General features: G+C 53.5%; 23 protein-coding genes. 10 read left to right on the forward strand and 13 right to left on the reverse strand.

The genetic code is table 11. The features are described 5' to 3' along the window. Window positions 1-73 precede the first annotated feature (73 nt). On the reverse strand, window positions 74-1363 hold the full coding sequence (locus tag QT231_RS20500) for an MFS transporter (RefSeq protein ID WP_308338661.1): 1290 nt from the start codon (window positions 1361-1363) through the stop codon (window positions 74-76). A 183-nt stretch (window positions 1364-1546) separates the two neighbouring features. Here QT231_RS20500 and QT231_RS20505 point away from each other — a divergent pair, with 183 nt between their 5' ends. Then, window positions 1547-2401: a sensor domain-containing diguanylate cyclase gene (locus tag QT231_RS20505; RefSeq protein ID WP_308338662.1), complete on the forward strand. Its 855-nt coding sequence runs from the start codon at window positions 1547-1549 to the stop codon at window positions 2399-2401. A 417-nt stretch (window positions 2402-2818) separates the two neighbouring features. Here the strand turns inward: QT231_RS20505 and QT231_RS20510 are convergent, their stop codons facing one another. The 3 genes from QT231_RS20510 to QT231_RS20515 all read right to left on the reverse strand — a co-directional run bounded on the left by QT231_RS20510 (window position 2819) and on the right by QT231_RS20515 (window position 6842). Continuing rightward, window positions 2819-4180: a DegQ family serine endoprotease gene (locus QT231_RS20510; RefSeq protein ID WP_308338683.1), complete on the reverse strand. Its 1362-nt coding sequence runs from the start codon at window positions 4178-4180 to the stop codon at window positions 2819-2821. Window positions 4181-4290: 110 nt separating this feature from the next. Next, a complete protein-coding gene (locus QT231_RS24340; RefSeq protein ID WP_374694418.1) occupies window positions 4291-4608 on the reverse strand; it encodes an exopolysaccharide biosynthesis protein in 318 nt (105 codons plus the stop codon). A 2-nt stretch (window positions 4609-4610) separates the two neighbouring features. Further along, window positions 4611-6842, reverse strand: coding sequence for a glycosyltransferase (locus QT231_RS20515; protein ID WP_308338663.1), 2232 nt, complete (start codon window positions 6840-6842; stop codon window positions 4611-4613). Window positions 6843-6959: 117 nt separating this feature from the next. Here QT231_RS20515 and QT231_RS20520 point away from each other — a divergent pair, with 117 nt between their 5' ends. After that, a complete protein-coding gene (locus QT231_RS20520; protein WP_308338664.1) occupies window positions 6960-7640 on the forward strand; it encodes a TVP38/TMEM64 family protein in 681 nt (226 codons plus the stop codon). 110 nt (window positions 7641-7750) lie between these two features. After that, on the forward strand, window positions 7751-8794 hold the full coding sequence (locus QT231_RS20525) for a sodium:calcium antiporter (RefSeq protein ID WP_308338665.1): 1044 nt from the start codon (window positions 7751-7753) through the stop codon (window positions 8792-8794). A 68-nt stretch (window positions 8795-8862) separates the two neighbouring features. Here the strand turns inward: QT231_RS20525 and QT231_RS20530 are convergent, their stop codons facing one another. Genes QT231_RS20530 through QT231_RS20545 form a run of 4 tightly spaced genes read right to left on the reverse strand, consistent with a single transcriptional unit; the run spans window position 8863 to window position 12108 of the window. Beyond that, on the reverse strand, window positions 8863-10353 hold the full coding sequence (locus QT231_RS20530) for a tripartite tricarboxylate transporter permease (protein ID WP_308338666.1): 1491 nt from the start codon (window positions 10351-10353) through the stop codon (window positions 8863-8865). Between the two features lie 15 nt (window positions 10354-10368). Next, complete coding sequence (locus tag QT231_RS20535; protein ID WP_240488254.1) at window positions 10369-10818, reverse strand: tripartite tricarboxylate transporter TctB family protein; 450 nt, start codon at window positions 10816-10818, stop codon at window positions 10369-10371. Between the two features lie 28 nt (window positions 10819-10846). Beyond that, the gene (locus QT231_RS20540) at window positions 10847-11809 is read right to left on the reverse strand and encodes a tripartite tricarboxylate transporter substrate binding protein (protein WP_308338667.1); all 963 of its coding nucleotides are present in this window, start codon (window positions 11807-11809) and stop codon (window positions 10847-10849) included. 56 nt (window positions 11810-11865) lie between these two features. After that, a complete protein-coding gene (locus tag QT231_RS20545) occupies window positions 11866-12108 on the reverse strand; it encodes a UTRA domain-containing protein (RefSeq protein WP_308338668.1) in 243 nt (80 codons plus the stop codon). 56 nt (window positions 12109-12164) lie between these two features. Here QT231_RS20545 and QT231_RS20550 point away from each other — a divergent pair, with 56 nt between their 5' ends. Next, window positions 12165-12824: an amidohydrolase family protein gene (locus QT231_RS20550; protein ID WP_308338669.1), complete on the forward strand. Its 660-nt coding sequence runs from the start codon at window positions 12165-12167 to the stop codon at window positions 12822-12824. Window positions 12825-12877: 53 nt separating this feature from the next. Further along, on the forward strand, window positions 12878-13363 hold the full coding sequence (locus QT231_RS20555) for a hypothetical protein (RefSeq protein WP_308338670.1): 486 nt from the start codon (window positions 12878-12880) through the stop codon (window positions 13361-13363). A 103-nt stretch (window positions 13364-13466) separates the two neighbouring features. Here the strand turns inward: QT231_RS20555 and QT231_RS20560 are convergent, their stop codons facing one another. The 4 genes from QT231_RS20560 to QT231_RS20575 form a co-directional block, all read right to left on the reverse strand. Further along, a complete protein-coding gene (locus tag QT231_RS20560) occupies window positions 13467-13856 on the reverse strand; it encodes a histone-like nucleoid-structuring protein, MvaT/MvaU family (protein WP_308338671.1) in 390 nt (129 codons plus the stop codon). A 249-nt stretch (window positions 13857-14105) separates the two neighbouring features. Then, entirely contained in the window at window positions 14106-14858 is a 753-nt protein-coding gene (locus QT231_RS20565; protein WP_308338672.1) for a cytochrome c oxidase assembly protein, read from the reverse strand. Beyond that, window positions 14855-15319, reverse strand: coding sequence for a DUF2243 domain-containing protein (locus tag QT231_RS20570; RefSeq protein ID WP_308338673.1), 465 nt, complete (start codon window positions 15317-15319; stop codon window positions 14855-14857). Before QT231_RS20570 ends, QT231_RS20565 begins: the two co-directional genes overlap by 4 nt. 52 nt (window positions 15320-15371) lie before the next feature. Continuing rightward, complete coding sequence (locus QT231_RS20575) at window positions 15372-16277, reverse strand: NAD(P)/FAD-dependent oxidoreductase (protein ID WP_308338674.1); 906 nt, start codon at window positions 16275-16277, stop codon at window positions 15372-15374. Window positions 16278-16620: 343 nt separating this feature from the next. On the opposite strand from QT231_RS20575, the gene QT231_RS20580 reads away from it, so the two are divergent. Further along, window positions 16621-17742, forward strand: a complete 1122-nt coding sequence (locus tag QT231_RS20580; RefSeq protein ID WP_308338675.1) for a patatin-like phospholipase family protein — start codon at window positions 16621-16623, stop codon at window positions 17740-17742. 15 nt (window positions 17743-17757) lie between these two features. Here the strand turns inward: QT231_RS20580 and QT231_RS20585 are convergent, their stop codons facing one another. After that, window positions 17758-18024, reverse strand: a complete 267-nt coding sequence (locus QT231_RS20585) for a hypothetical protein (RefSeq protein WP_308338676.1) — start codon at window positions 18022-18024, stop codon at window positions 17758-17760. 384 nt (window positions 18025-18408) lie between these two features. On the opposite strand from QT231_RS20585, the gene QT231_RS20590 reads away from it, so the two are divergent. From QT231_RS20590 to QT231_RS20605, 4 genes are all read left to right on the forward strand, one after another. Continuing rightward, window positions 18409-19263: a mechanosensitive ion channel domain-containing protein gene (locus QT231_RS20590; RefSeq protein ID WP_308338677.1), complete on the forward strand. Its 855-nt coding sequence runs from the start codon at window positions 18409-18411 to the stop codon at window positions 19261-19263. A 204-nt stretch (window positions 19264-19467) separates the two neighbouring features. Continuing rightward, the gene (locus QT231_RS20595; RefSeq protein WP_064235594.1) at window positions 19468-20079 is read left to right on the forward strand and encodes an exopolysaccharide biosynthesis protein; all 612 of its coding nucleotides are present in this window, start codon (window positions 19468-19470) and stop codon (window positions 20077-20079) included. A gap of 830 nt (window positions 20080-20909) precedes the next feature. Next, entirely contained in the window at window positions 20910-21293 is a 384-nt protein-coding gene (locus QT231_RS20600) for a hypothetical protein (RefSeq protein ID WP_308338678.1), read from the forward strand. 2 nt (window positions 21294-21295) lie between these two features. Then, window positions 21296-22195 (forward strand): hypothetical protein, encoded by a 900-nt coding sequence (locus QT231_RS20605; protein ID WP_308338679.1) that lies wholly within the window; start codon window positions 21296-21298, stop codon window positions 22193-22195. Window position 22196: the final 1 nt, after the last annotated feature.

Here is a 22196-nt window from a genome sequence, read left to right on the forward strand (position 1 = left end):
CGGCTCCAGGATTAAGTGGCAGAAATCACTACATCTTCCTCTGACGACGCTTTGTCATCCCCCAGCGCAGCTGTTAGGCCGTATCGGTCTTCTCTTCGCTGGCAGCTTCAATGGGCTCGCCATCTTCATCAAGCAATTGGTGGTCGTAGGCGGCCTGAAGGCCAGTGTCTTCCGCCGGTAGTGGCTGCGGCTCCTCATCCTCTGCCCAGTAGTCGATATGGCCGGGATAGAGGGGCGATAAAATCGCGATCAGGATGCCGATGACAGAGAAGATCGCAAAGGCATCCGCATAGCCAAATCCATCGACCAACACACCGACCACCGGGGAACCCACTGCCTGCCCAAGCGCACAGGCCATAAAGGGCAGCACTGGCCCCATCGACAGCCGCCCCGGCAGTAGCCGGATGCCGGTCATCAAATACAGCCCCGTTAGGCTCATGTAGGCAAGCCCGAACACCATCGCGGAAAATATCGCCAACGCTAACTGGCTTGGACTAGCGGCCAACAGCACCAGGCTTGAAGAGAGCATCATCAACATCAATGCCTGGGTAATGGGCGGGTTATTGCGGTCGGCGAGGTCACTCACTACGGCCCCCCCGAGCCCCGCGATGCCGACTGCAAACCATAGCCAGCCGGTTTGACTAGGGGGCAGCGCGCCAAGGGTCACCGCCAGGTCGGGGGCAAAAAGCCAGTACGGAGCTGAAACAAAGCCCATGGCGAAGGCAAACAGCGAAAGCCGGAGGAGCCGCGACCACTGCAACCGGGTAATGGGCGGCGGTGGTGCTGCATTGGCTGGCACCACTCGTGACACGGAAGGAATAAAGTACCAGGCCGCGATGACACCCATGCCGGTTAGCACAGCAAAAATGGTATAGGTCAGGCGCCACGCATCCGACAGGAACACCACCGTCGGCACCGCCACGATAATACCGACACTGGTACCGGCATTCATAATGGAGCTAACACGCCCATGCATTGCCCGGCTTACCAGCGCCTGCATCGCGGCGGTGAGTGCGGGCATCATCAACCCGGTGCAGATACCGCAGATAAACACGCCCACACCCAACGAAAGCGCATCGGATGCCTGACTGATCAGCCCCAGTCCACCCACTCCGAAACCACCCGAGAGCACCGCCAGGTTACGCGCACCGAGTCGATCAGCGGCAAGCGGCGCGACCAGGGTAGCGAGCACGAAACTAATAAACGGTAGCGCCCCGATGACACCGATAAGGTAGGGCGTGAGCGCCAGCTCGACGCTGATGGAGGGTACAAACAGGCCAAACGCAAAACGCGCCAGCCCGTAACTAATCGCAACCAGCGCGGCACCAAAGATGGCAAACCCCATGTTCGACAAGGTCTTCATACTGACTACTCCATGGCCGCTTGTTGCATGAATAGGCGTGAGCTCAGTTCATTGTCGTCGCCACAGCGGTAATGAGCAATGCCGCAAAAGAGTCATTAATGCAGCGGCTTGCGAGAGAATGTCTATCGCCCCCCTTCACGATTATTCTATAGTTGAGAAATGCTAACCGGATGAATCCAGCCTATGGCCGTTGACCTGCAAGCGCTCTACCCCAAACTGATTCATCTGATGTTGGATACCGTCTTCGTGGTCGATGCAGACAATCAGATCGTCTTTGTGAGTGATGCCTGTGAGTCACTACTTGGTTACTCACCTCACGAGTTGATCGGCACCCCGATCAAGCGCTACATGTATCCTGACGACTTAGCGGCCACTCAAGACTCTATTGACCGTGTTATGAACGGTAAGCCCCACGTGGACTTCCGCAACCGCTACATCCGCAAGGACGGCGGGATCGTGCATATCCTGTGGTCTGCCCGCTGGTACGAGGACGAGAGCGTGCGGATCGGTGTTGCGCGAAATGTCACAGCGCTTATGCAGGCCGAAGAGGAACTACGCTATCTCGCCCATCATGATCCACTAACAAAGCTGACCAACCGAGCGCTATTCTATGATCGACTAGTCTCGGGCCTAAGTGCGGCCCACCGCCACCAGAGCAGCCTGGCGCTGCTGTTTCTGGACATTAACGACTTTAAAGGCATCAATGATGTTCATGGGCATGCCGCAGGTGACCGAGTGCTCTGCACGGTGGCACGACGGCTGGAAGGCTGTGTACGCGAGACGGATACGGTGGCCCGCATGGGCGGCGATGAATTCACGGTGCTGTTAACCGACATCAAGTCGACGACTGCTGTTGCGGAAAAGGTAGATCAGATACTCACAGTCATGAACGAGCCGCTGGGCGCTGAATTCGGCGAAGTGCGCATGCCATCCTGCAGTATCGGTGTGGCCTGTTATCCTGCCGATGGTAAAGACGCCGACACCCTGCTGAGCCGTGCCGATAGCCAGATGTATCAGGTAAAAAGGCGCAGCCGTTAGCAGGCAACAAGCTTGCGGAAAACCAATATTGTTCTACAACCCACTCACGCAGCCCGCGCTAGGCTGAATTTAGTAGGAAATTGCTCTGATAGGCGAATTTTGAATATAAAGCCTAGGGTCTGACAATCGCGACCTCGCGGGCAAGACCAGAAAGTTTTCACAAGCCACATTTAAGAACATGCTCGAGGTGGGTAACAAGCGGGGGACAAACCAGTGATTGTTGCCATTTACGTAGGGTCAAACACAAAATCCACTGGCCAGTGCTGATTGGCGATACAAGGGCGGCTAAGTAACTTTCAATCAGGCGTAGTTTCTTCATCTGTGAGGCCCCGCATTCGGGGCCTGGAGAGTTATGATAAAGCGACGCGGCGACATGTGTGCCGAATCGCTACGGTCTGAGTTTCATCCAAGCCGTGATCAGCCATCGTTGCCCAATCTCATGGCCACGAAGTAGGCACGGCCTTCGCGGTTGAGCAGAACAGGCAGCGTTTGATCATCAGGCAGATTGGTCAGCATCTCCTTCAACTGTTCAGGGCTCTCAATCGGCTGCTGGCCTATGCTGACCAGTACATCGCCGGGACGAATACCGGCGGCTGCGGCGTGGCCGGTCGGGTCGACCCTGGCGATGCGTACCCCATTATCGATGCCGAGCCGACGTTTCTCCATGTCGCTCAACGGCTGAACCGCGATACCTAGTCGAAGCGGGTCGCCGGCGGATTGATTAGGGCCGACATTCGGCCACTCGCCAACCTCTACCGTGATGGTCTCATTCTGGCCATCGCGCAGTATGGAAAGCTCAACGTCTTCGCCGGGTGCCGTTTCGCCGACTAGGCGCGGCAGCGTGGTGGAGTGATCCACCTCCTGACCGTTGACCTCGAGGATGACGTCGCCTGCCTGAAGGCCACTATCCGCCGCAGGGCCGCTAGGTTCGAGCTCGGCGATCAAGGCGCCCTCGGCCTGCTCCATGCCGAAGGACTCTGCCAAGTCCTTGGACACCGGCTGAATGCTGACGCCGAGCCAGCCGCGACTCACATAGCCGTCTTCACGCAATTGCGTGGCAACATCCATCGCTACATCAATGGGAATGGCGAAGGACAGACCCATATAACCCCCGCTGCGGGTGAGAATCTGGGAGTTAATACCCACGACTTCGCCATCCAGATTGAACAGTGGTCCGCCCGAGTTGCCGGGGTTGATCGCCACGTCGGTCTGGATGAAGGGGACGTAGACGTCCTGGGGCAGCGTGCGGTTGATGGCGCTAATGATGCCGGAAGTTACGGAGTGGTCGAAGCCAAAGGGCGAGCCAATGGCGGCGACCCACTGACCGACCTTGAGGTCGGTCGACTCACCTAGATCCAGGGTGGGCAAGTTGTTCGCCTCGACCTTGAGAACAGCCACGTCGCTCTTCTCATCGGCACCGACCAGTTCAGCCTCAAGCTCGCGGCGGTCATTGAGAAGTACCAGAATCTTGTCGGCATCCTTGACGACATGGGCGTTGGTCATTATGTAGCCGTTCTCATCGAAGATGAAGCCCGACCCCAGCGATCGACGCGGCTCTTCACCATGATCGGGTGCGCCGCCATGGGGCATCGGGAAGCGGTCGCCGAAGAAGTGGCGGAAGATCTCCGGCACCTCCTGCCCGCCGAATTGCCGGGATGAGGTCATCCTTCTCTCGACATCGCGAGTGGTAGAGATGTTAACCACGGCTGGCGCGGCCTTGTCGACCAGCTCTGTAAAGTCCGGAAGTTGTGGTTCGGCGAAGGCTGGCGTTGCCACCATCAGCAGCAGCGCTAAGCTTATCAGCCAGGAAGACGAACGGTGCTTGGGTATCACGATTGGCTCCTGTCTTTAGAGTGCATGGAACATGACAGCCCCATTTTTTACAGCGGTCACTTTATAAAGTTCCGTACACTTTCCGCTTGGGGTTTCACAAGTGGAGCAGTTGCCAATAACAGGCCCGTCAGGCAGCTATTTGCACGACCTTGTCTCTCTACCCGTCTCCCAGACGAATCGGCCCCAGCTACCAGAGCAAGCCCGAGTCCAGCGGCGACAGCGATGCCATCTCGCTGGGCGAGGCCTAACGACAAAATCAGCACTGCCAAGCCGGGCAGTGTATTACCAAATGAAACCGGGAGTGCTATCAACACAGCCATAATGAAAATAACGATACCGATGCTCCGAATCGCCAGCGGTGTCGGGACTCGCACGATTAATCAGCATGCTTCTTACGCCGTACTTCGATCACGTAGCGGTAAACACGTAGCACTGCTGTGGCAAACTTCTCGATACAGTGCTCAGCGGCGCAGCGCGAGGCTTGCTCGCTCATGCGTGCTTTCAGTTTATCGTCGCTGAGCAGGTCGTCGATACGCCTACACCAAGCCTGAGCGTCGGGCGCTGTTTTGTAGCCATTAATCCCGTGCTGGACAATATCCTCGATGCCGCTGGAGCGGATAACCACCACCGGCAGTCCCGCCGCCATGGCTTCGAGCACCACCATTCCTTGCGTTTCCGAGCGGGAAGCAAAGACGAAAAGCTCGGCCAAGTGGCAGTAGCAAGCCACTTCGTCGGGTGGGACGGCACCCACCAGCGTGACGTGCTTGCTAAGGCCTAACGCTTCAATACGCGCTTGCAATCGCTCGCGGTCATACCCCTCGCCAAGCAGCAGCAAGTGAAAATCATGCTCACTGCTATCGCGTAAAAGCGCTAAACCATCGAGCATAAAATCGATGTTCTTCTCTTTGCTCAGGCGAGAAATCGACACCAGCACGCGTTTGCCTTCAAGCCGGTAGCGTTGGCGTAGCGTGTCGAGCGCAGCGCTGTCAACGGTGGCAAAACGTTCGTATTCAATACCCGTTGGCTGGACAAAGATCGGTTGTTTAACGCCAATAATACGCAGGTACTCTTCGGCGGAGCTGGTGGGAACAATCACCGCATCGCAGCCGTTGGCAAAGCGCTTGACCAGAGCGTGGGAAATCAAATTGCGAAACAGCGGCCCAGGCAACGGCACATAGTGAGCGTAATGCTCAAGGCGCGTGTGGTAGGTGTAGACCACAGGCACCCGCAACAGCCGCCCCAACAGTTGACCAGCGCGGCCGACCCAGAATGGATGGTGAACATGAATGACCTGTGGAGCAAAGGCGCGTACGCGCTTAAGCAAACGCCAAGAGAAAATATTGGCTAAGCGAAACTCCGCATGCTTGCCCATCGGCAACAGCGGAGCAAGGCGTAGCACATCCGCCTTTTCGTCGTCTGCTTGCTGCGGGTAGCGCGGCGCGACGACCAGCACATTGTTATTCAGATCGGTTAAACCGCGTTTTAAGCGCTCAATGGAGATCGGCACGCCACCAATAAACGGCAGGTAGTTGTTGGTGAACATGGTCACGTTAAGTGGCACATCATTGCTGGCATCCGGGTCGATACTGAAATCGGGATAGTAATCCTGCTCGGTGAAGATCCGCTTATATAGCCAGAGCGCGATGGCAATGAACGTGGATACGATCAGAATGAAGTTTAGGTAACCGACGTAAAACAGCGAGTAGATAAAAAACCATACGCTTTCAAGTGTTCGCCAGATCGGGTGCTGGCCGATATCCAGGCGCCGTTCGCTAATCTGGATTTCATCACCGTCTACACTGACGGAGACAAAGTGGTGGTAGCTCTCGTCATTATTGAGCACGAATCCGCCCGCGCCGCCAGTGGTGATGTAAGAGGTGCCCCCATGTTGCTGGTGGTCAAACAGCGGCACCTGGGAGGAGAACACGGCATCCACACCGGCTTGCTCAATCTGGCGAGTAAACACTTGGCGTACTGCGTTCTCCAGGTGATCCTCGTCATCATCTTTTAGGCCGAAAAGCCCTGTATGAGGCACCGGGTAGAGCGGGTGGGCGCTGAACAGAAACTGATTGGGTTCGCGCCCTGCGGTGAGCACTTCATCAAGCCAGCGCGTTTGCCAGCCGAAATCGGTGGTGCCGGTGCTGTCAAGAAAGGTGAATCGGCTTTTTCCTGCGGCAAAACTAAAGTGATATGGGCCGAAGTGGTCGTAAAAGCGAAAGCCCCCCAGTCGGCTTTCCTCGTGCGGGCCGAAGGTTAAAAGATACGGCATTTCCAAGTAACTGAGGGTGCCAAACAGCGCTTGGTATTTATCCTCGCCGCCGCTGGCAACAGCATTGCCTGCCGAGATGATAAAGTCATAATCCTCACGATTGAGGCGCGGGATAATTTTGCGCTCAAAAATGCCCACCGAGTTGTTAATGTTGCCCAGCACGGCAAAACGATACGTCTCACGCTCGGTCAGCATCTTCTCAATGGCATTGACCTGGGCGGCGTGGGCGCTGGCAAAGTCCTGCTCAAAAAAATTAAGGTACGCTTTGTAACCCAGTAGCGCGGTAATGAGAGCAATGTTGAGATAAAAAAACCACGAAATGAGACGCTGACGGGGCACTCGGTGGGTCTCCTGGGTAAGTGGAACAGGGGCAATAAGCTGACACAAACGTATACTCGCGTCGACAACACAATTTTTTTATCACGTTGTGAAATCTGATTTGAGGAGAAAAAGCGGATGGGGCGTCCCGTTACAATAGCGCTAAGTGTTTTAGTGGTGCTGCTAGCACTCGGTGGGCTATGGCAGTGGCTGACGGTCAATGACATAGTAACCGTTAATAGCATCCGTGCGTGGGTCGCAGCGTCACCCCAGTGGCGCGATTCGCCGTGGGTGTTTGCGCTGGTTACAGTCGTCTATGTGATCGCACTTTTAGTGATGTTTCCGTTGAGTATCCTGGTGGCCGTCACCGGTTTGATATTCGGCCCGGTATGGGGGTTTGTTTATGCAACTATCGGGACACTGGCGTCATCGGTGGTGTCGTATGCTGTAGGACACCGCCTGGGACGCGAGGCGTTGATGAACTATGGCGGCAAACACATGAAAGGGCTTTCGCACTACCTATCCCGACGTGGCATCCGCGCAATGACGCTGATTAACCTGCTCCCGTTGGCACCTTTCACGCTGACCAATATGATGGCCGGTGCCTTTCACATCAAGTTTCGCGATTACATGATCGGCTCAACCTTGGGCATTGTGCCAGGGCTCGCAGCAGTCACCCTGTTGGGCAGTCAGCTTGGCGCGCTTGTCACCGCCAGTGCCCCCCGCGATATAGTGCTGTCGCTGGCCGGCCTTGGGCTTGGCATCTTGCTGTTATTTGCGCTGCGCTACTACTCTCGGCGCAAATCGCGTGCGCGCTAGCGGCTTGCTTTCACTCAGCCGACAATAATTAGCGCAGTGCCAACTAGCAAAACAATGAGCATTAGCCTGGAGAACTGGAGAAAGGGAAGCCTGGAGAAGGGAGGAGATCCATGCCTGATGTGCTGATCTGGACGCTGGTGGCGGTGGTCGCCACGGCGATTATATGGCGCGGCAGTGGCTTGCTGGAAAGCTCAAGTGAACGCCTGGCAGCTTACTATCGGCTGCCTGATATCGTTCAGGGCGCGGTCATCGTAGCAGTGGGATCAAGCTTTCCCGAACTCTCTACCACGGTAATCTCAACCCTGATACATGGCGAGTTCGAGCTCGGCGTGGCCGCCATAGTTGGCTCAGCGCTGTTCAACATACTGGTGATCCCGGCTTTATCGGGGTTAGCCAGCCGCGAGCCGCTGAAAGCAAACCGTGACCTGATCTATAAAGAAGCGCAGTTCTACATGATCGCGGTGGCGGTACTCACTCTCACCTTCTCCTTCGCCGTTATTTACCAGCCGTTACCCAGTGACACCGATGGCGCCATTCGCGGTGAACTCACCCGCTATATAGCACTGATACCGGTGGCTCTCTATGGGCTCTACCTCTTCGTCCAATATCAGGACACCCTCGACCACGAAGGGGAAGTAGACACCCGCGACCTCCACCCTGGACGGGAGTGGGGCCGGCTGGCTCTCTCGCTGCTGGTGATCGTGATCGGCGTAGAGGGCCTGGTGCGAGCCGCCATCAATTTTGGTGAGATCTTCAATACACCGAGCTTCCTGTGGGGTATCACCGTGGTGGCAGCCGGCACCTCGATTCCAGATGCCTTCGTTTCGATTCGCGCAGCCCGAAATGGCCGCGGCATCACCAGTATCGCGAATGTGCTCGGTAGCAATACCTTCGATCTGCTGGTGTGCATTCCTGCCGGGGTTTTGATAGCGGGCACCGCTGCCATCAATTTCTCAATCGCAGCTCCCATGATGGCATCGCTTACTGCAGCCACCGTGGTACTGTTTTTAATGATGCGCACGCACATGACCCTCTCCAAGCGAGAGTGTGTTGCCCTACTGGTTATCTACGTGGCCTTTCTTATCTGGATCAGCGCGGAAAGCTTCGGAGTGCTCGACTGGGTGCCCAGCCTGCCGCCAGCAACTGCGAACTGATCATGTCGATCTCCAGCATGGGCAACGCGTCTATGCGCGACAAACGCTGCCTACTAATTAATCCGCTGTTAACCCTTACGACCTTTCCGTAGCGTTTTCCAAACCTGTGAAAATACGACCAATAACAGTAGCGCTATGATCCCCTGCGAGATAGGTCGAACGAATAGGGAACTCACGTCGTCTTGAGAGAGCAGCATTGCCAAGCGTAGATTTTGTTCCGCCATTGGCCCTAACAGCACTCCCAGCACTACGGGCGCGAGTGGGAAGGCGAGTCGATGGAGTAAATAGCCGAGCAACCCAAACCCTAACATGACGTACAGATCCATCATGTTCCCTTTGACGGTATAAACACCCACCGCCATTAGCACCAAGGTTGTAGGAACCAACAGGGCGGTCGGCATGCGCAAGACCTGGGCGAACAGCCGGGTAGCGACCATTCCACCCAGTAACAGGAGTAGCATTGCGGTGAGCAGCATCTGCCACATAAAACCGAAGACCACATCAGGCGACTTCGTAAACAGCTGGGGGCCGGGTTGAAGCCCATGAATCATCAGCGCACCGAGCACCAGTGCAGCGACTAAATTGCCCGGAATCCCTAGCGTCAGGGACGGAATCATCGCCGAAGCATTGTCGGCACTGTTGCCTGATTCGGCTGCGGCAACACCCACCGGGTTACCTGTACCGAAAGAGTCGGGATTTGAGGACTTGCGCTTTGCTTCGTTATAACTCAGCAAGGCCGCCAGATTGCCCCCAGCACCTGGCAAAATGCCCACACTGACGCCTATCAGCGATGAGCGCGTCCACGTGCGCCAGTGCTGACGTATCAATGTCAGTGCATTCCCAGTCGCATCGACTTTGAAGCTACCTTCATCGTAGTAGGTGGCGTTACGTTTCTCGGCCATTTCCAGCACTGGCGGAATTGCGTAGAGGCCGATGAGTACGATGATCAGGTCGAAGCCCCCGCTTAGATAAAGCGAATCGAAGGTATAGCGTTCCGCTCCACTGATGGTATCAACGCCTACAAGCCCGATGATAATGCCAAACAGAGCGCTGAGCATGCCCTTGCTGATATCACTGCCCACCAACACGGCGATGCTTACCAGACCGAACACGGCAACCCAGAAATACTCGGTGGGCCCAAAAGCGAGGGTGACCTGTGCCAACAGAGGAGCTAGCGTCATTAGCGCTATGGCACTGATGATTCCCCCAACGGCTGACGACCAGCATGCCGTCTTGAGGGCCAGCCCGCCCTGCCCGTTGCGTGTCATGGGGTAACCATCGAAGGTCGTCGCGATGGCAGCTGGCGTTCCCGGGATTTTTAGTAAGATGGCCGGAATGGCGCCACCGTACATCGAGCCATTGTAGATACCTGCCACCAACCCTAAAGCGATCACAGGATCAAAGCCATAGGTCAGGGGGAGCATCAGAGCGATGGCCATCACCGGGTTGAGCCCCGGTAAGGCACCGATCAAGATACCCACCAGCGTACCCACTAACAGACTGACCAGGGATCCAAACTGCAGGGCCACGGGTAGTGCGTTGAACAGGGAATCAAACATAGCGTGTCACCCTATTTAGGAAACCAGGAAAAATTCGACGGGCAAGGGGCGTTTCAGCACGATCGCAAACAACCCGTATAACAGGATGATGAAGCCCACCGTAATACCTATAACCACGCTGGGACGCCTTTCACCGAGCACCAGCGCCAGTAATATGATGAACAGCGTGCTAGTGGAGTAGAAACCCACCGTTGGCATGGCCAGGTAATAGATCAGGCAACAGGCGACTGTCGCCATAAAGCGCCCGGGGTGATCGATTAAGGGAGTGGCGATACTGCTCGATTCACTTGCTCCCAGCGTCTGCCTAACGCCTTTAAAGATTAAAGGAAGTGAGAAAAGGCACATCAGCATGCCTACCCCCATAGGTACGTAAGCTGCGCCGGCATCAAAGCCATTCCCCACCCAGACCACCGTACAGCCGAGGATGAGGAAGGCGACGCCAGAGATAATATCTCTGAAGTTCATGAGCAAATTACCGTCCAATCAGCATGGTTTAGTTTTTCTTAAGGCCAAGCTTGTCGAGTGTCTCGCCAATCGCGTCGGTTTCTAGCTGCAGACGCTCACGAAGCGCTTCACCACGCACAAGGTTGAGTGTTTCACCTTGCGCAGCCAGGAACGCTTGGAACTCGGGATGCTCTACAGCCCTTTCGACGGCGTCGGCGATGACATTAACGCGCTGCTCATCCATACCCTCGGGTGCCAGCATCATGCGCCACAATACGGTTTCCAGCTCAGGATGGCCCAATGCTGCAAGGCCTGATGCTTGAGGGAGGGCCTCGTTATCGTCGGCTGAGGTCACGAGCAGACACTTGGCCTTGCCGTCCTCTACATAGGGGAGCACCGGCGTGATGGAGCCACCGTAAATATCCACATGGCCTCCAAGGAAGTTTTGCAGTGTCTCACCGGCGCCGCCGAACGGAATGGGGCGTGCTTCAATGTCCGTGGCTGCGAAAATACGCTCTGCCGCCAAGCGCATGGTTCCTCCAACACCGTCGTTACCATAGGTGTACTGACCGGGGTTACGCTGCAGCTCGGCGAGGAACTCCTCACCTGTTTCAGCTGGGAAGTCTGGCGCTACACACATGGTGTAGGCACTCTGAGAAGTGCTGGTGATGGGGGTTAATGTCTCGTAAGAGTACTGAACACGCTGCATATGCGGCACGGTGGTAATAGGGCTATTCCAGGTAGAGAGCAGTGTGTAGCCATCGGGCCTGGCACGGGCAATCTGGTTCACCCCAATAGCGCCACCCCCTCCGGCGACATTCAGCACAGCCAGTGACGCTCCCAACTCCTCCTGAAGGTACTGGTTAAGCATGCGTGCAACGTTGTCAGTGCCGCCGCCAGCGGGTGCCGGTACGATAATTTCAATGGGGCGATCCGGATAGTCGTCAGCCATGACAGGCAGAGCGGTCAACGCTGACAATGCAACAACAGACGTAAGTTGTAATGTTTTCATTGTTAGGTACCTTTCTTTGGAAGTGCAGGGTGTTAAGGCGTGCATCAGGAGTGATCTCATGCGGGTTGATCGCCGAGGGTGACACGGTAACGGAACCGCTCAGGCCGTCCGTGTACGCGTCGAAACTCGATGACTCTTCCTGCGGGATTGCGGGCAATGCGTTGGATGACAGCGACCGGTGCTTCTGGCGCTAGTTCCAATTGCTTGGCACTAGTCTCGGTAGCAATGCCGAACGATAGCTCGTCGGTGGCCGACGAGATTAAAATCCCGAATTTCTCCAGAAATACGGGATATAACAAAGGCCCACCGCTTTTAGATTTAGCGACAAGAGCTCTTCGAAATCGGGCAGGCGTAGGTGCAACCGAGCTTCCTGGGTAATGACGATCGGCAACTGCTTGAAATTCTTGCCAAGCTGGATCACTCATATCGCGGCGTCGCTCAGCTAGCCAAGGAGACAACGCTTGAGGAAATAGCCGCGCTTGATGCTGCTGGTATTGTGGGGGTGAGGTGGAATCTCATCGAGGGGCGAAGCGAATTGCCCAACCTCAAGGATCCTCAATGGATAGACTTTCTGGATCATCTTAAAGCCATGGACTGGCATCTTGAGCTGCACCTGGAAGGCAACCGGCTGCCTGAAATTTTTCCAGCGTTACACGAGCATGGCGTGAAGTTAGTCATCGATCATATTGGTCTACCCGTCGAAGCCGTGCCGATGCAAGACCCAGGCTGTCGGCTGATACTTGAGGCCGGGCAGGCAGAACGAACCTGGGTGAAGCTCTCGGCTCCCTATCGCTCACCGGTGGCAGACCTAAAGCCGCATGTTCAAGCTCTATTACATCATCTTGGGCGCGATAGATTGGTGTGGGGCAGTGACTGGCCATGGACGCGGCATGAGGATTTACATACTTACCCAGAGACCTACGGATGGCTCAGTGACTGGATTAGCGATCTCGATGATCGCCAGCATATCCTTGATACGAGCCCTCGATCTTTATTTAAATTAGCGACTTTATAGCCAAGGTATAAGAAGATAATAGAAATAAGGCTAAAAAATAGAGGGGAATGGCAATGTTAAAAAAAACTTATTTAATCTCTCTTTCGACCGCTACGGCGCTTTCTCTGCTGCTATCGACTTCTGCCTGGGCGGATGAAGTGTATAGCGAGACAGCAACAGGGATGGTCGCAGCAGCTGTTCAGGCGATCTGCGATGGTGATCAAGAGAGGCATCTTTCAATGCATCAGCGGCAAATTGAACCCGATCCATATTATGAGGAAAAATTCGCTGCTTTCCATCAAGCTTGCAGAGATCACGGCGTAGCGGATATTGAAACGAAATCGGATCTTGATGATGCATTAATGCAATCGCAGAAACGGCGATTCCACATTGACGCGAATATTGTGATGGGAGACGGATCTGTTTACACAACCACGTATCGAGTGGTTTGGGGTGCATTTCAGGTGCCGAAGGGTAGCCATCCAGTCGAGGCGTGGAGATTGGGCGGCCTTAGCAGAGTAGAAGTACCTACCCTCAGGGAAGATCTATCGAGAAAGTAAATTCAGCTTAATAAATTTTCCGCTCACTGAGCAGGCTCAGTGAGCGTTTTAAGAGGTAATTTTGCCAAGTTGGCATTATTGCCCGAAGTAAATATCAGCTTTATTACGCAGTTTCTTTCACAACCCAGCTGACCACTTCTTCATTACCAAATTCTGCTTTCCACTCTTGAATGACTTTATGGTTCCCGCCACGGGTTTCTACCACTTCGCCAGTGTGTGGGTTCTTGTATACCTTCAAGGGGCGCTTTTTACGACCATCCGTACTGCTGGTACTTACCTTGCCAGCTTTTGCTGGTTTAGAGCGGTAAGATGGGTCGAGCATTTCACATACGTCGCGCGCTAATTTTCCGTGCTCAGTCATGAGCGCTTGCAGTCTTTCTTTGAATTCGAGCTCTTCTTTTAGCTCACTGTTATTTTCCAGCGCTTGCAGCTCTTCTTGTAGCTGCTTTAACATCTGTTCTTTTTTGAGATAATCGCTCAGTACCGACGCCATAGTCTAAATTCCTGTATTTTTAAAATTTATTTAAGATAACTCTTAAACATATATCTTACGTATTATAGCTTTAATATTGTCATTGAGAAAAGGAAAGCTCAAGTTTGGCCACTGGATATGAGGCGCGCCATTTGGTCACACCCCAAAAAAGGGCTTGCGAGGAATCGCAGGCCCTTTTTTGCAATTTGGCGCGCCCGGCAGAATTCGAACCTGCAACTCTCGTTTCGGAGGCTGGTTTCAGCCGCTAGCTCAATCAACGACTTTAGAGTTTTCGAGTATGGGATAGCGGCTACAAACCCACTTTCTAACTAACAAGTAAACCAACACCACCTCCACCAATTCGCCGATATAGAACATTAATTCAGCCCCCTGTTGAACCTCCTCGATCGGCATGGAAGAAGGAAGGTGAAATTGGTACATCCACTTCGCCAGCGTAGCGTGGGTGACCATAGAGAGGAAAAGCACGCCGAAGCGGAGTACTAAAGAAGGTCGTCGGGGAGCAGGATCAGGGCCAGCAATCGACCAAGTAAAAAGACAACCCGCAATAATGAAATGCCAATGTATTAGTAGCGCAATACCTGGCGAGTGCAGCATGTAGGCATAGAGATCGGTCATATAAAGCGCGTACATGCCACCAATGTTTAACACCATGGCAGTGAGCGGGTGACTTAGTAACCGAGCTGGCGTCAACGACACAAATTTCACCCAGCGCTGGCCCCAGCAGGTAGGCACATTCTTGAGAGCCAAGCTTACCGGCGCTGCCATTACTAACCCAAGTGGCGCAATCATGCCCGCGATTAGATGAACAACCATATGGCCGCGAAAATCATGATGGGCCCACTGCAGCAATGGAGGTGATAGCACTATCATCAGTGCAAGCGCTGCGAGACAAAATATAGCTAACCTCCATAATGGCCAGCGTCGACATTGCTTTTGCTGACGCCACCAGCCCCAGCTGTAAAGCGCTGCTAGTAAACTGAAGACAAGCGTAAATCCATTCATTGCTGATTGAGTGCCAAGTCCCGCTTGGCTCGGCGCAACAACCCATAGCCTATTAACAGCAAGAGTAGACCTGTGGCGTTCCAAGCGAGGTCGTAAAAGAGCAGGTCAGCAACATAACGGATTTGATGCAGCCCGAAAATTTTGTGTATAACGATACCGTCAAACAGCTGAAAGCCGCCCATACCCAATAGAAAACCGGCACTACGGTAGCCCTTGGCGCGCTCCCCAGTTTCGTTAAGGCGCAGCATAATGGCTGCCCCAATGACTAAAAACACAAGCTCTAGGGTATGTAGTAGCCCATCCGACGCTAGCGCCAAAGCCGAGCTGTCAGTTTCCACAAAGTGGTGCCACCCCAAAACTTGGTGAAAGATAATTTCATCTATTGCCGCCATGAAACCGATACCTAATAAGGTAGCTGCTAGCAGTGTGGCGCCTATTCGGGGCTGTGCAGGATTTTTCATATCCCCTTGCCTCCTCTCTTGCCAAGCAACGCTCGGGTAATTGCCTCAGTGTTTAGCGGGGATTGCGCGGTAACACATTGTGGATGGCTGTGGCGGCAACGGCTGCATGTCCAACCGCTACCGAGATCTGGCTCAGCGCACTGACCACGTCGCCAATTGCATACAGGCCATCAATTGAGGTCATCTGTTTCTCGGTCACCACCAGTTTGTTTTCCTCATCTACACTCGCGCCCAACGCAATGGCCAGCGTAGCCTGTGAGCGACTGCCTAGAACCGGGTAAATGGTATCGAAGTCGCGACGCTTACCAAGCGTGTCGATGAAGCCACAGCGCTGCCCATCGAATCGCAAGTCATGTGGCTTCTTCATCAACGCAATGCCCAAGTCTTTTGCACTCTGCTGCAGCTGTGTGTCCACTTGTTCGTTGTCACTCTGTACCAGCGTCACCGTCGCAGAATAGGTGCGCATAAACTTGGCATGCTCAAACGCCGTACGCAGCGATCCAAACACTGCAAGGTCGTCATCGCTGACTTCGTAGCCGTCGCAGATGACACACAGGCGCATTGCCCCGCAGTTGATCGCTTCTTCTGCCCAAGGCTCCGGCGGCAGCACGTCCTCAACCCCGGTGGCCAATAGCACCGTACGGCCGTAGTATTGGCCGCCTTGAGTATCGGTCACCCGGTAACCACCGTCCACGTGCTCCAACCGTGACGCCGTAGCTTGGGTCACCTTGGTACCGTATTGTTCTGCCTGGGTGCGTAGGCGCTCTAGCAATTCACAGCCGCTCAGCCCATCCGGAAACCCCGGGCAATTGTGTGTTTGTGGAATCCAGCGCGCGCGACTGTTTCCAGCATCAAGCACCGTCACCTCACGGTGAAACCGATTGAGGTACAACGCCGCAGTCATGCCAGCAGGCCCAGCACCAATGATGATACAGCTCTTGAATTCGGGATCTGGCAATGTCTACCTCCAATGCTAAGTGGAGCATGAACACATCAGCGAAGCTCAATACCGGAAAGACAGATAGGAACCTCGCTCGAAGGCCGCACCCTAACTTGGTAAACAGTTCACTCGCCTTGAACATAGCAGAAAAAACAGCCTTCACTTAAGGCCATCCCCGCCAGAGCGCGGTTTATTTCGCCTTGGACATGACGGTCGAGGAGCATCTATGAGCTGCGCCAGAGATTTAATTCCGGTATAGCAAGTATCTTGCAGCACACTATGCTGTTAAATGACCGTTTATTCTGCCGCCCCCAGCCCGTCCGCTTTGGGCAAACCCCGGATCAGGTTAGTAGGAGATGATATGGCTGAGCAAAGCACACTTATTCTGGCCGGGGGAAGCGCGCTCGGCGCTTACCAGGGTGGCGCTTATGAAACGCTCGTTGAACAAAACGTTCACTTCGATCAAATCTTCGCCGTCTCGGCGGGTGCGGTCAACGCGGCTCTGATTGCGGGCAATCCTCCCGAAAAAAGAATCAGCGTACTGCGCAGTTTTTGGCATACCGCTGTGCAAGATGGGGCTTGGGCCTTTAGTCCTGTCTTTTCGACGACATGGGATATGAAACGGAGGCAGGCGCTGCAAAGCCTTCTTCTGGGCAGCCCCGCCTTCTATCGAGCGCGCTTTCCAGGCGTCTTTTCTATGCTACCGGGGATGCCCACCGATACAAGTCTCTTTGAGCTTGCTCCGTTACGGGCGCAGTTGGAGGAGTTGGTCGATTTTGAGCGGCTGAATAGCGGTCAAACGAGGGTGGTAATCGTAGCCGTAAATGCGAATAACGGGGAGGAGGTACGCTTCGACAGTGCCAAGTTAACCCTCACAGTCGATCATCTACTAGCAAGCTGTGGATTTATTCCCTTTTTCCCACCGACACGGATTGAGGATCGTCTCATGGTGGATGGTGGTATGACATCCAATCTACCGCTGGAAGCTGCCTTAAACGAGCCAGTGAACGATGACCGATTCTGCATTGCACTGGATCTGTTTAGACGCCTTGCCCCAGACTTCAAGACTGTTGGGCAAGCGATGGATCGGCAAATGGAGCTGCTTCTTTCGGCTCAGAGTTGGAGGGCATTGCAGAACCTGCGGCAAGCGCACGAGTTACGTCGTCAGTTACGGCTACTTGGCAACCACATACCAAAACCGCAGCGCGAGGATCCGACCTTAGCGTCAGCCCTAGCGGAAGGATCAAAGAGTGAGAGAGCCACCACGCTACTCATGCTCAGCCATGCTGGCGTGCCGCACGACTCCGAAATGAGAGCCTTCGACTTCTCGCGCCCTACCCTGACCGAACGATGGGAAGCTGGTCGCTCGGATATGAGTTACGCCCTAAAAATGTTGGGCACCCAGCGAGCTGCTCCGGGTGAGTTTGCCGTTCACGCTTTCAATGGAAGCGAGGCTATGCATGACGCGGATAGTACGCAATGATTTTAGGCTAACCACTTATCGGTTTGTTTTCTCGTCGGTGTTACCCACCAGCATTTCCAAAGCCACTCCTGGATCTTCCTCACCGCAAGCCGCACAGTCTGCGGGGCCGCCAGCCTCTGCCTCTCTATGATTAAGGAAATGCTTTTGTGCCCCTCTGGAAGTGTCATTGGCCTCTTCGGCGAGAGGCTGGTTCGAGCGCCCCTTTCCAGAGCCTTCAGTTGATGGCACCGACAATGAGGTCTCGCTGGTTTTGTTCGGTTTCGAATCGCCTTGGCTGGACATAGAGTTCTCGATAAAAATGAAAGCTTGTCTAAAAGCTGGGGCACCGGGTCTGGCCAGCGATGCGTGGAAACGTCACATTCTGAGAAAATCTCGCTCGCGAGCTGAGCTAATGTAAGACAGCGCAAACTACATCGAAAATATAGCTCTCATCTGCTCGGTTTGCCACATACCCTGAATCTCCTCTTCTCCATCGGATCGTTCGTGTTCGATGGAGAACTCGGTTCGCACGGGAACATAGATCCTTTCAATCCGGGCTGGCTCTGCTGGGTTCCGTAATCTGTAAACGAAAAAAGGCACCACCTACCTCCTCAATCGACGCAGCATCGTCTCTGTGGCATGTTTGCGTCTCACCATTGACCTTTAGGGAGGTAAAGCAAAACCGCCATGCCTGATAATTCTTTCTGGATTGAACTACTGAGTAACCGTGGCGTGAGTTCGGTAGCACTGGTGTGCATTATCATCCTGTTTCGCATTTTTGCGGTGCGCATCATACGCGGCCAGAAAGAGATCCTGTCTGATTACCGCCGCGTGTGGCTAGCCCGGATCCGGAACACCACCGTGGTTCTCGCCCTGGTCGGCTTGGTGTTGATCTGGTTGCCTTCTCTGCATGCCTTCGCGTTATCCATCACCGCCTTCGCTGTAGCGTTGGTTATCGCCACCAAGGAGCTGATCCTCTGCCTGTCGGGCACCGTACTGCGCGTGGTCAACCAGCCTTTCGAGATTGGAGACTGGGTTGAGATTGGCAACCTGCGTGGTCAGGTGGTCGACGAGACCATGCTGGCAACGACCCTTCAGGAAATTGGCGGGCCCGTGGGACGCTTTGAATACTCGGGCAAGACAATCGTGGTGCCCAACAGCGTTTTTCTGACCACCCCGGTCAGGAACCAGAACTTCTTCAAGAAGTGGGTATATTTCGAAGTCTGCGTCGTACTAGAGCCTGATGTGGACATGCGATCGGCTCTGCCGGCATTAGAGGAGGAGGTGGCGAAGTTACACGTCCCTCATGCCGAGTTGGCCCAACGCTACAGCGCACTGATCAGAAAGCGCAGCGGCATCGATATCGCAGACCCTCATCCTCGCGTGACGCTCGCCACCACGGACATCGGAAAACAGCGCCTGGGCATCACTCTGTTTTGCCCTACTTCCAGTGCTTTTGAGTTGGAGCAGAACATTAACGATGCCGTACTGCGCCGTTACTGGCTATTGCGCAATATGGCGAGCGCACCGAAGGAGGAATAAAAAGAAGGAGGAGTGAACAGAAACCGCCAAGCTATGGCCTCGGAATACACCTACCATGACAACCTGAAACCCCCGATGGCCAGTTAGGGGATACGCTATCGGTGCCATAGCAAAAAAATCAGCAAAGCTCGATACCTATTTACCTGCCTTCCCTATATTATTCCCCACGTCGCTCTTCCTGCGACTTTATGGAGTGCTTGAGAAATGAGCCTGGCCGCTGTACTGCGTGCTCTACCTGGTCATCTGAAACATCAGCGCCCCACACTAGGCGACATTCTGGCCGCCCTTGATGAACGCGCCACCCCCTTGGTGCTATTGCTTTTCGCAATCCCAGCGATTGTACCCACGCCAGGCATTCCCGCAGGCATGGTGTTTGGAACCGCGCTAGCCTTCATTGGCCTACAGATGGCGATCGGCACCAAGTGCATCCGGCTGCCGCTGGGTATTGCCCGACTGCGTATCGGGCGGCAACAGCTGGAGCGTATTTTAGGTAAAGCGACCCCACATCTCGAAAAACTCGAGCGGCGCCTATGCGTGCGCCTGGGGTGTCTTATCACGCCTTTTGCTATTCGGAGCATCGGCGTCGTTATTTTTATCATGGCCTTGCTGATAGCCCTCCCGATTCCATTTGGAAATACGTTGCCTGGGTTGGCAGTACTGATACTGTCCCTTGGCATTGCTCAGCGAGATGGCATTGCCGTCGCTGCGGGGCTCGGTCTTGCTGTAATTGCCGCGGTTGTTTCCACAGCGATCATCGGTGGTAGCTGGCGGCTTATCGAAATATTCTTTAAGGAAACTATGCTCATCTCAGCGTGAACCGTGAAAAGGTACCCAGGTGGGCACGGACACAAGGATTTCTGGATTGCCCAGATTCGTCATGGCCCGCCAAGGCTATTACATTTCCACCCCAGAACTGACCCGCCCACATCTATCCACTGTGGAGTAGGACTTTTGGTATGACGGCCAACCTGCGTCCAAGAGCCTTCCAGGCCCCGATGGCAGCTCTGATCTGATTCATCGCGGTGCGGAATACCGTCATGGGGCACAACTATTTGGTAAGGCGCTGGAACGACTTTATGTCGGCTTGAGGACAGTGCTTGAACTAGCATTTCGCCTCTTCTCATCCGCTTCCTTGGCACTGGCAGCTAGCAGCGTGATGGCTATAAGTAGACGCCAAGCCTCTTGGCTTTCACGAGTTTACGCGGAGGTTATTGTTTTCTCAGCATTTTGACTCTTCCCCTAGCTCCCACCTAATCAAGACTGCGCCTGCTACACAGCCTCCAACGTTGGTAAATGTTAAGAGCCCTAAGAAGGAGCGTTGAACAGAAAAGCTGACGAGCCTCCGCTCACTTCAGCAGCTTGTGCTAAGCTAAGTTCAGTAGAGAATTGAGCAAGTGCCCGAAAGCTAATAAGTAAGCAGCATAAGGCTGAAAACGACCCAAACCGGACATCGGAGGGAACTGCTGCGGGCATGCTTTTTGGTGGTTACATAGCCGGTAGGCGGGGTGAATGCATTTTTTAAGCAAGTTGTGACAAGGCTTTTTGGTTTATTAGGGGGCCGTATGCGAAATATATCCGAGCACGTCTATTTAATTATAGTGTATCCGGCCAATATCTGTTGGTTCATCTAGAGTAACGATAAGAATATGATTAAAGGAAGACAGCTAGTAGAGCTATCATACGATATCCAGTCGGGCTTAGGGAATGTTGATGTTCCTGATTTTGATAGCATGAGAACCATGGGAATGTCGGCCACTCTCGCTATGCACTTGAGAGGGTTGCCAGAAATAGAATATGAAGTATTGAGGAAAGTTTCTGACTTCTTCTTTTCAATCCCATCTTATGCATTAAAAGAATCATTAAATATCTTGGCAGAAATTGAATATGTTCAGTTGGTCACGAATGGGGCAAAAATAGTTTCGGTTATTCCTGACGTGCCAAGGTTTCAGGATCTGTACGACGGCGTTGGAAATTATTTCACCTTTGCTGAGTTGACCACTACAACGAACACGAGCAAGGGACTTTATTAATATTGGCGGAGCTTCAGAACAAGCCGGAAAATAGGGATAGATTGGTTTCGTCCACGGGTATCGACATTCCAATGTTCAATAGATGTATGGATATAGGGACGCATGGAAATTACCTTAAAGAATTTAGGGCAAGAGGTCGAAACATTATCGCTAGCCCTTTTTATTTTTCTGATAACCTTGAGGGCCTTGTTGACCTTTCTGCAAAATCAGGGAGTTATGACATACAGGTTGTACTAGGAATCATTAAGGATAATCAAGGCTGGCCGCTATCATTAATTGATAAAAGGCTAGAGTTAGGTGGAAGAAAACTCACTCTAACCCAGAAAAATCTTCTTAACCATCTTTGCTCAGAGGGTATTTTAAAGCCCCCCTCCATCGAATTTAAGACAACTAGGGAAACCTTTGTTTTTACTCCTAGACCGGGTGGTTCTCGATTAGACTCTGCAAATCGTGAGATTTACGAAAGAGCTATGGCCTTGGTGTCATGCGTACGCAAAGGCCAGCTCTTGGCGGAACAATATCGCATCAAAATGCCTGTTAGAATCCTAGAGACTTTAAGGGATAAAGGTTATATAGGTTCTAATTCAGAGGCAGCTAACCAGTACAGAAACTTAGTGTTCCTCAAAGTTGGTTCGTTAAGGCATACGAATGGAGATAGATACCAGTTTTGCCTCAATAAAACTGAAGAAAACATAGCAGCTTTAAGTTTAGCTATTAGTCTGTTGATAACCGGAGAGATGTCCAGCCTCGATGTGAATCAAGATGCGAGAATAGCTTTGTCTAAAGATGAGAAATATATTCAATCAATAGTTTCTTCTGCAGAGCTTAAGAAAAGAAGGCAAGTCGCATTGGATGAAGATGCTGCCAACCAATTCGAACAGTTAATAATGGCTTACGAATAAT

The sequence above is a fragment of the Halomonas sp. SpR1 genome (assembly GCF_031010175.1).
Classification (GTDB): Bacteria; Pseudomonadota; Gammaproteobacteria; order Pseudomonadales; family Halomonadaceae; genus Vreelandella.

Excerpts from the sequence above, each read along its gene's own strand:
- QT231_RS20500 (WP_308338661.1), bottom strand. The coding sequence starts at position 1,363 with ATGAAGACCTTGTCGAACATGGGGTTTGCCATCTTTGGTGCCGCGCTG.
- QT231_RS20505 (WP_308338662.1), top strand. The coding sequence starts at position 1,547 with ATGGCCGTTGACCTGCAAGCGCTCTACCCCAAACTGATTCATCTGATG.
- QT231_RS20510 (WP_308338683.1), bottom strand. The coding sequence starts at position 4,180 with ATGGTGGCAACGCCAGCCTTCGCCGAACCACAACTTCCGGACTTTACA.
- QT231_RS20520 (WP_308338664.1), top strand. The coding sequence starts at position 6,960 with ATGGGGCGTCCCGTTACAATAGCGCTAAGTGTTTTAGTGGTGCTGCTA.
- QT231_RS20525 (WP_308338665.1), top strand. The coding sequence starts at position 7,751 with ATGCCTGATGTGCTGATCTGGACGCTGGTGGCGGTGGTCGCCACGGCG.
- QT231_RS20530 (WP_308338666.1), bottom strand. The coding sequence starts at position 10,353 with ATGTTTGATTCCCTGTTCAACGCACTACCCGTGGCCCTGCAGTTTGGA.
- QT231_RS20535 (WP_240488254.1), bottom strand. The coding sequence starts at position 10,818 with ATGAACTTCAGAGATATTATCTCTGGCGTCGCCTTCCTCATCCTCGGC.
- QT231_RS20540 (WP_308338667.1), bottom strand. The coding sequence starts at position 11,809 with ATGAAAACATTACAACTTACGTCTGTTGTTGCATTGTCAGCGTTGACC.
- QT231_RS20555 (WP_308338670.1), top strand. The coding sequence starts at position 12,878 with ATGTTAAAAAAAACTTATTTAATCTCTCTTTCGACCGCTACGGCGCTT.
- QT231_RS20560 (WP_308338671.1), bottom strand. The coding sequence starts at position 13,856 with ATGGCGTCGGTACTGAGCGATTATCTCAAAAAAGAACAGATGTTAAAG.
- QT231_RS20565 (WP_308338672.1), bottom strand. The coding sequence starts at position 14,858 with ATGAATGGATTTACGCTTGTCTTCAGTTTACTAGCAGCGCTTTACAGC.
- QT231_RS20570 (WP_308338673.1), bottom strand. The coding sequence starts at position 15,319 with ATGAAAAATCCTGCACAGCCCCGAATAGGCGCCACACTGCTAGCAGCT.
- QT231_RS20580 (WP_308338675.1), top strand. The coding sequence starts at position 16,621 with ATGGCTGAGCAAAGCACACTTATTCTGGCCGGGGGAAGCGCGCTCGGC.
- QT231_RS20585 (WP_308338676.1), bottom strand. The coding sequence starts at position 18,024 with ATGTCCAGCCAAGGCGATTCGAAACCGAACAAAACCAGCGAGACCTCA.
- QT231_RS20590 (WP_308338677.1), top strand. The coding sequence starts at position 18,409 with ATGCCTGATAATTCTTTCTGGATTGAACTACTGAGTAACCGTGGCGTG.
- QT231_RS20595 (WP_064235594.1), top strand. The coding sequence starts at position 19,468 with ATGAGCCTGGCCGCTGTACTGCGTGCTCTACCTGGTCATCTGAAACAT.
- QT231_RS20600 (WP_308338678.1), top strand. The coding sequence starts at position 20,910 with ATGATTAAAGGAAGACAGCTAGTAGAGCTATCATACGATATCCAGTCG.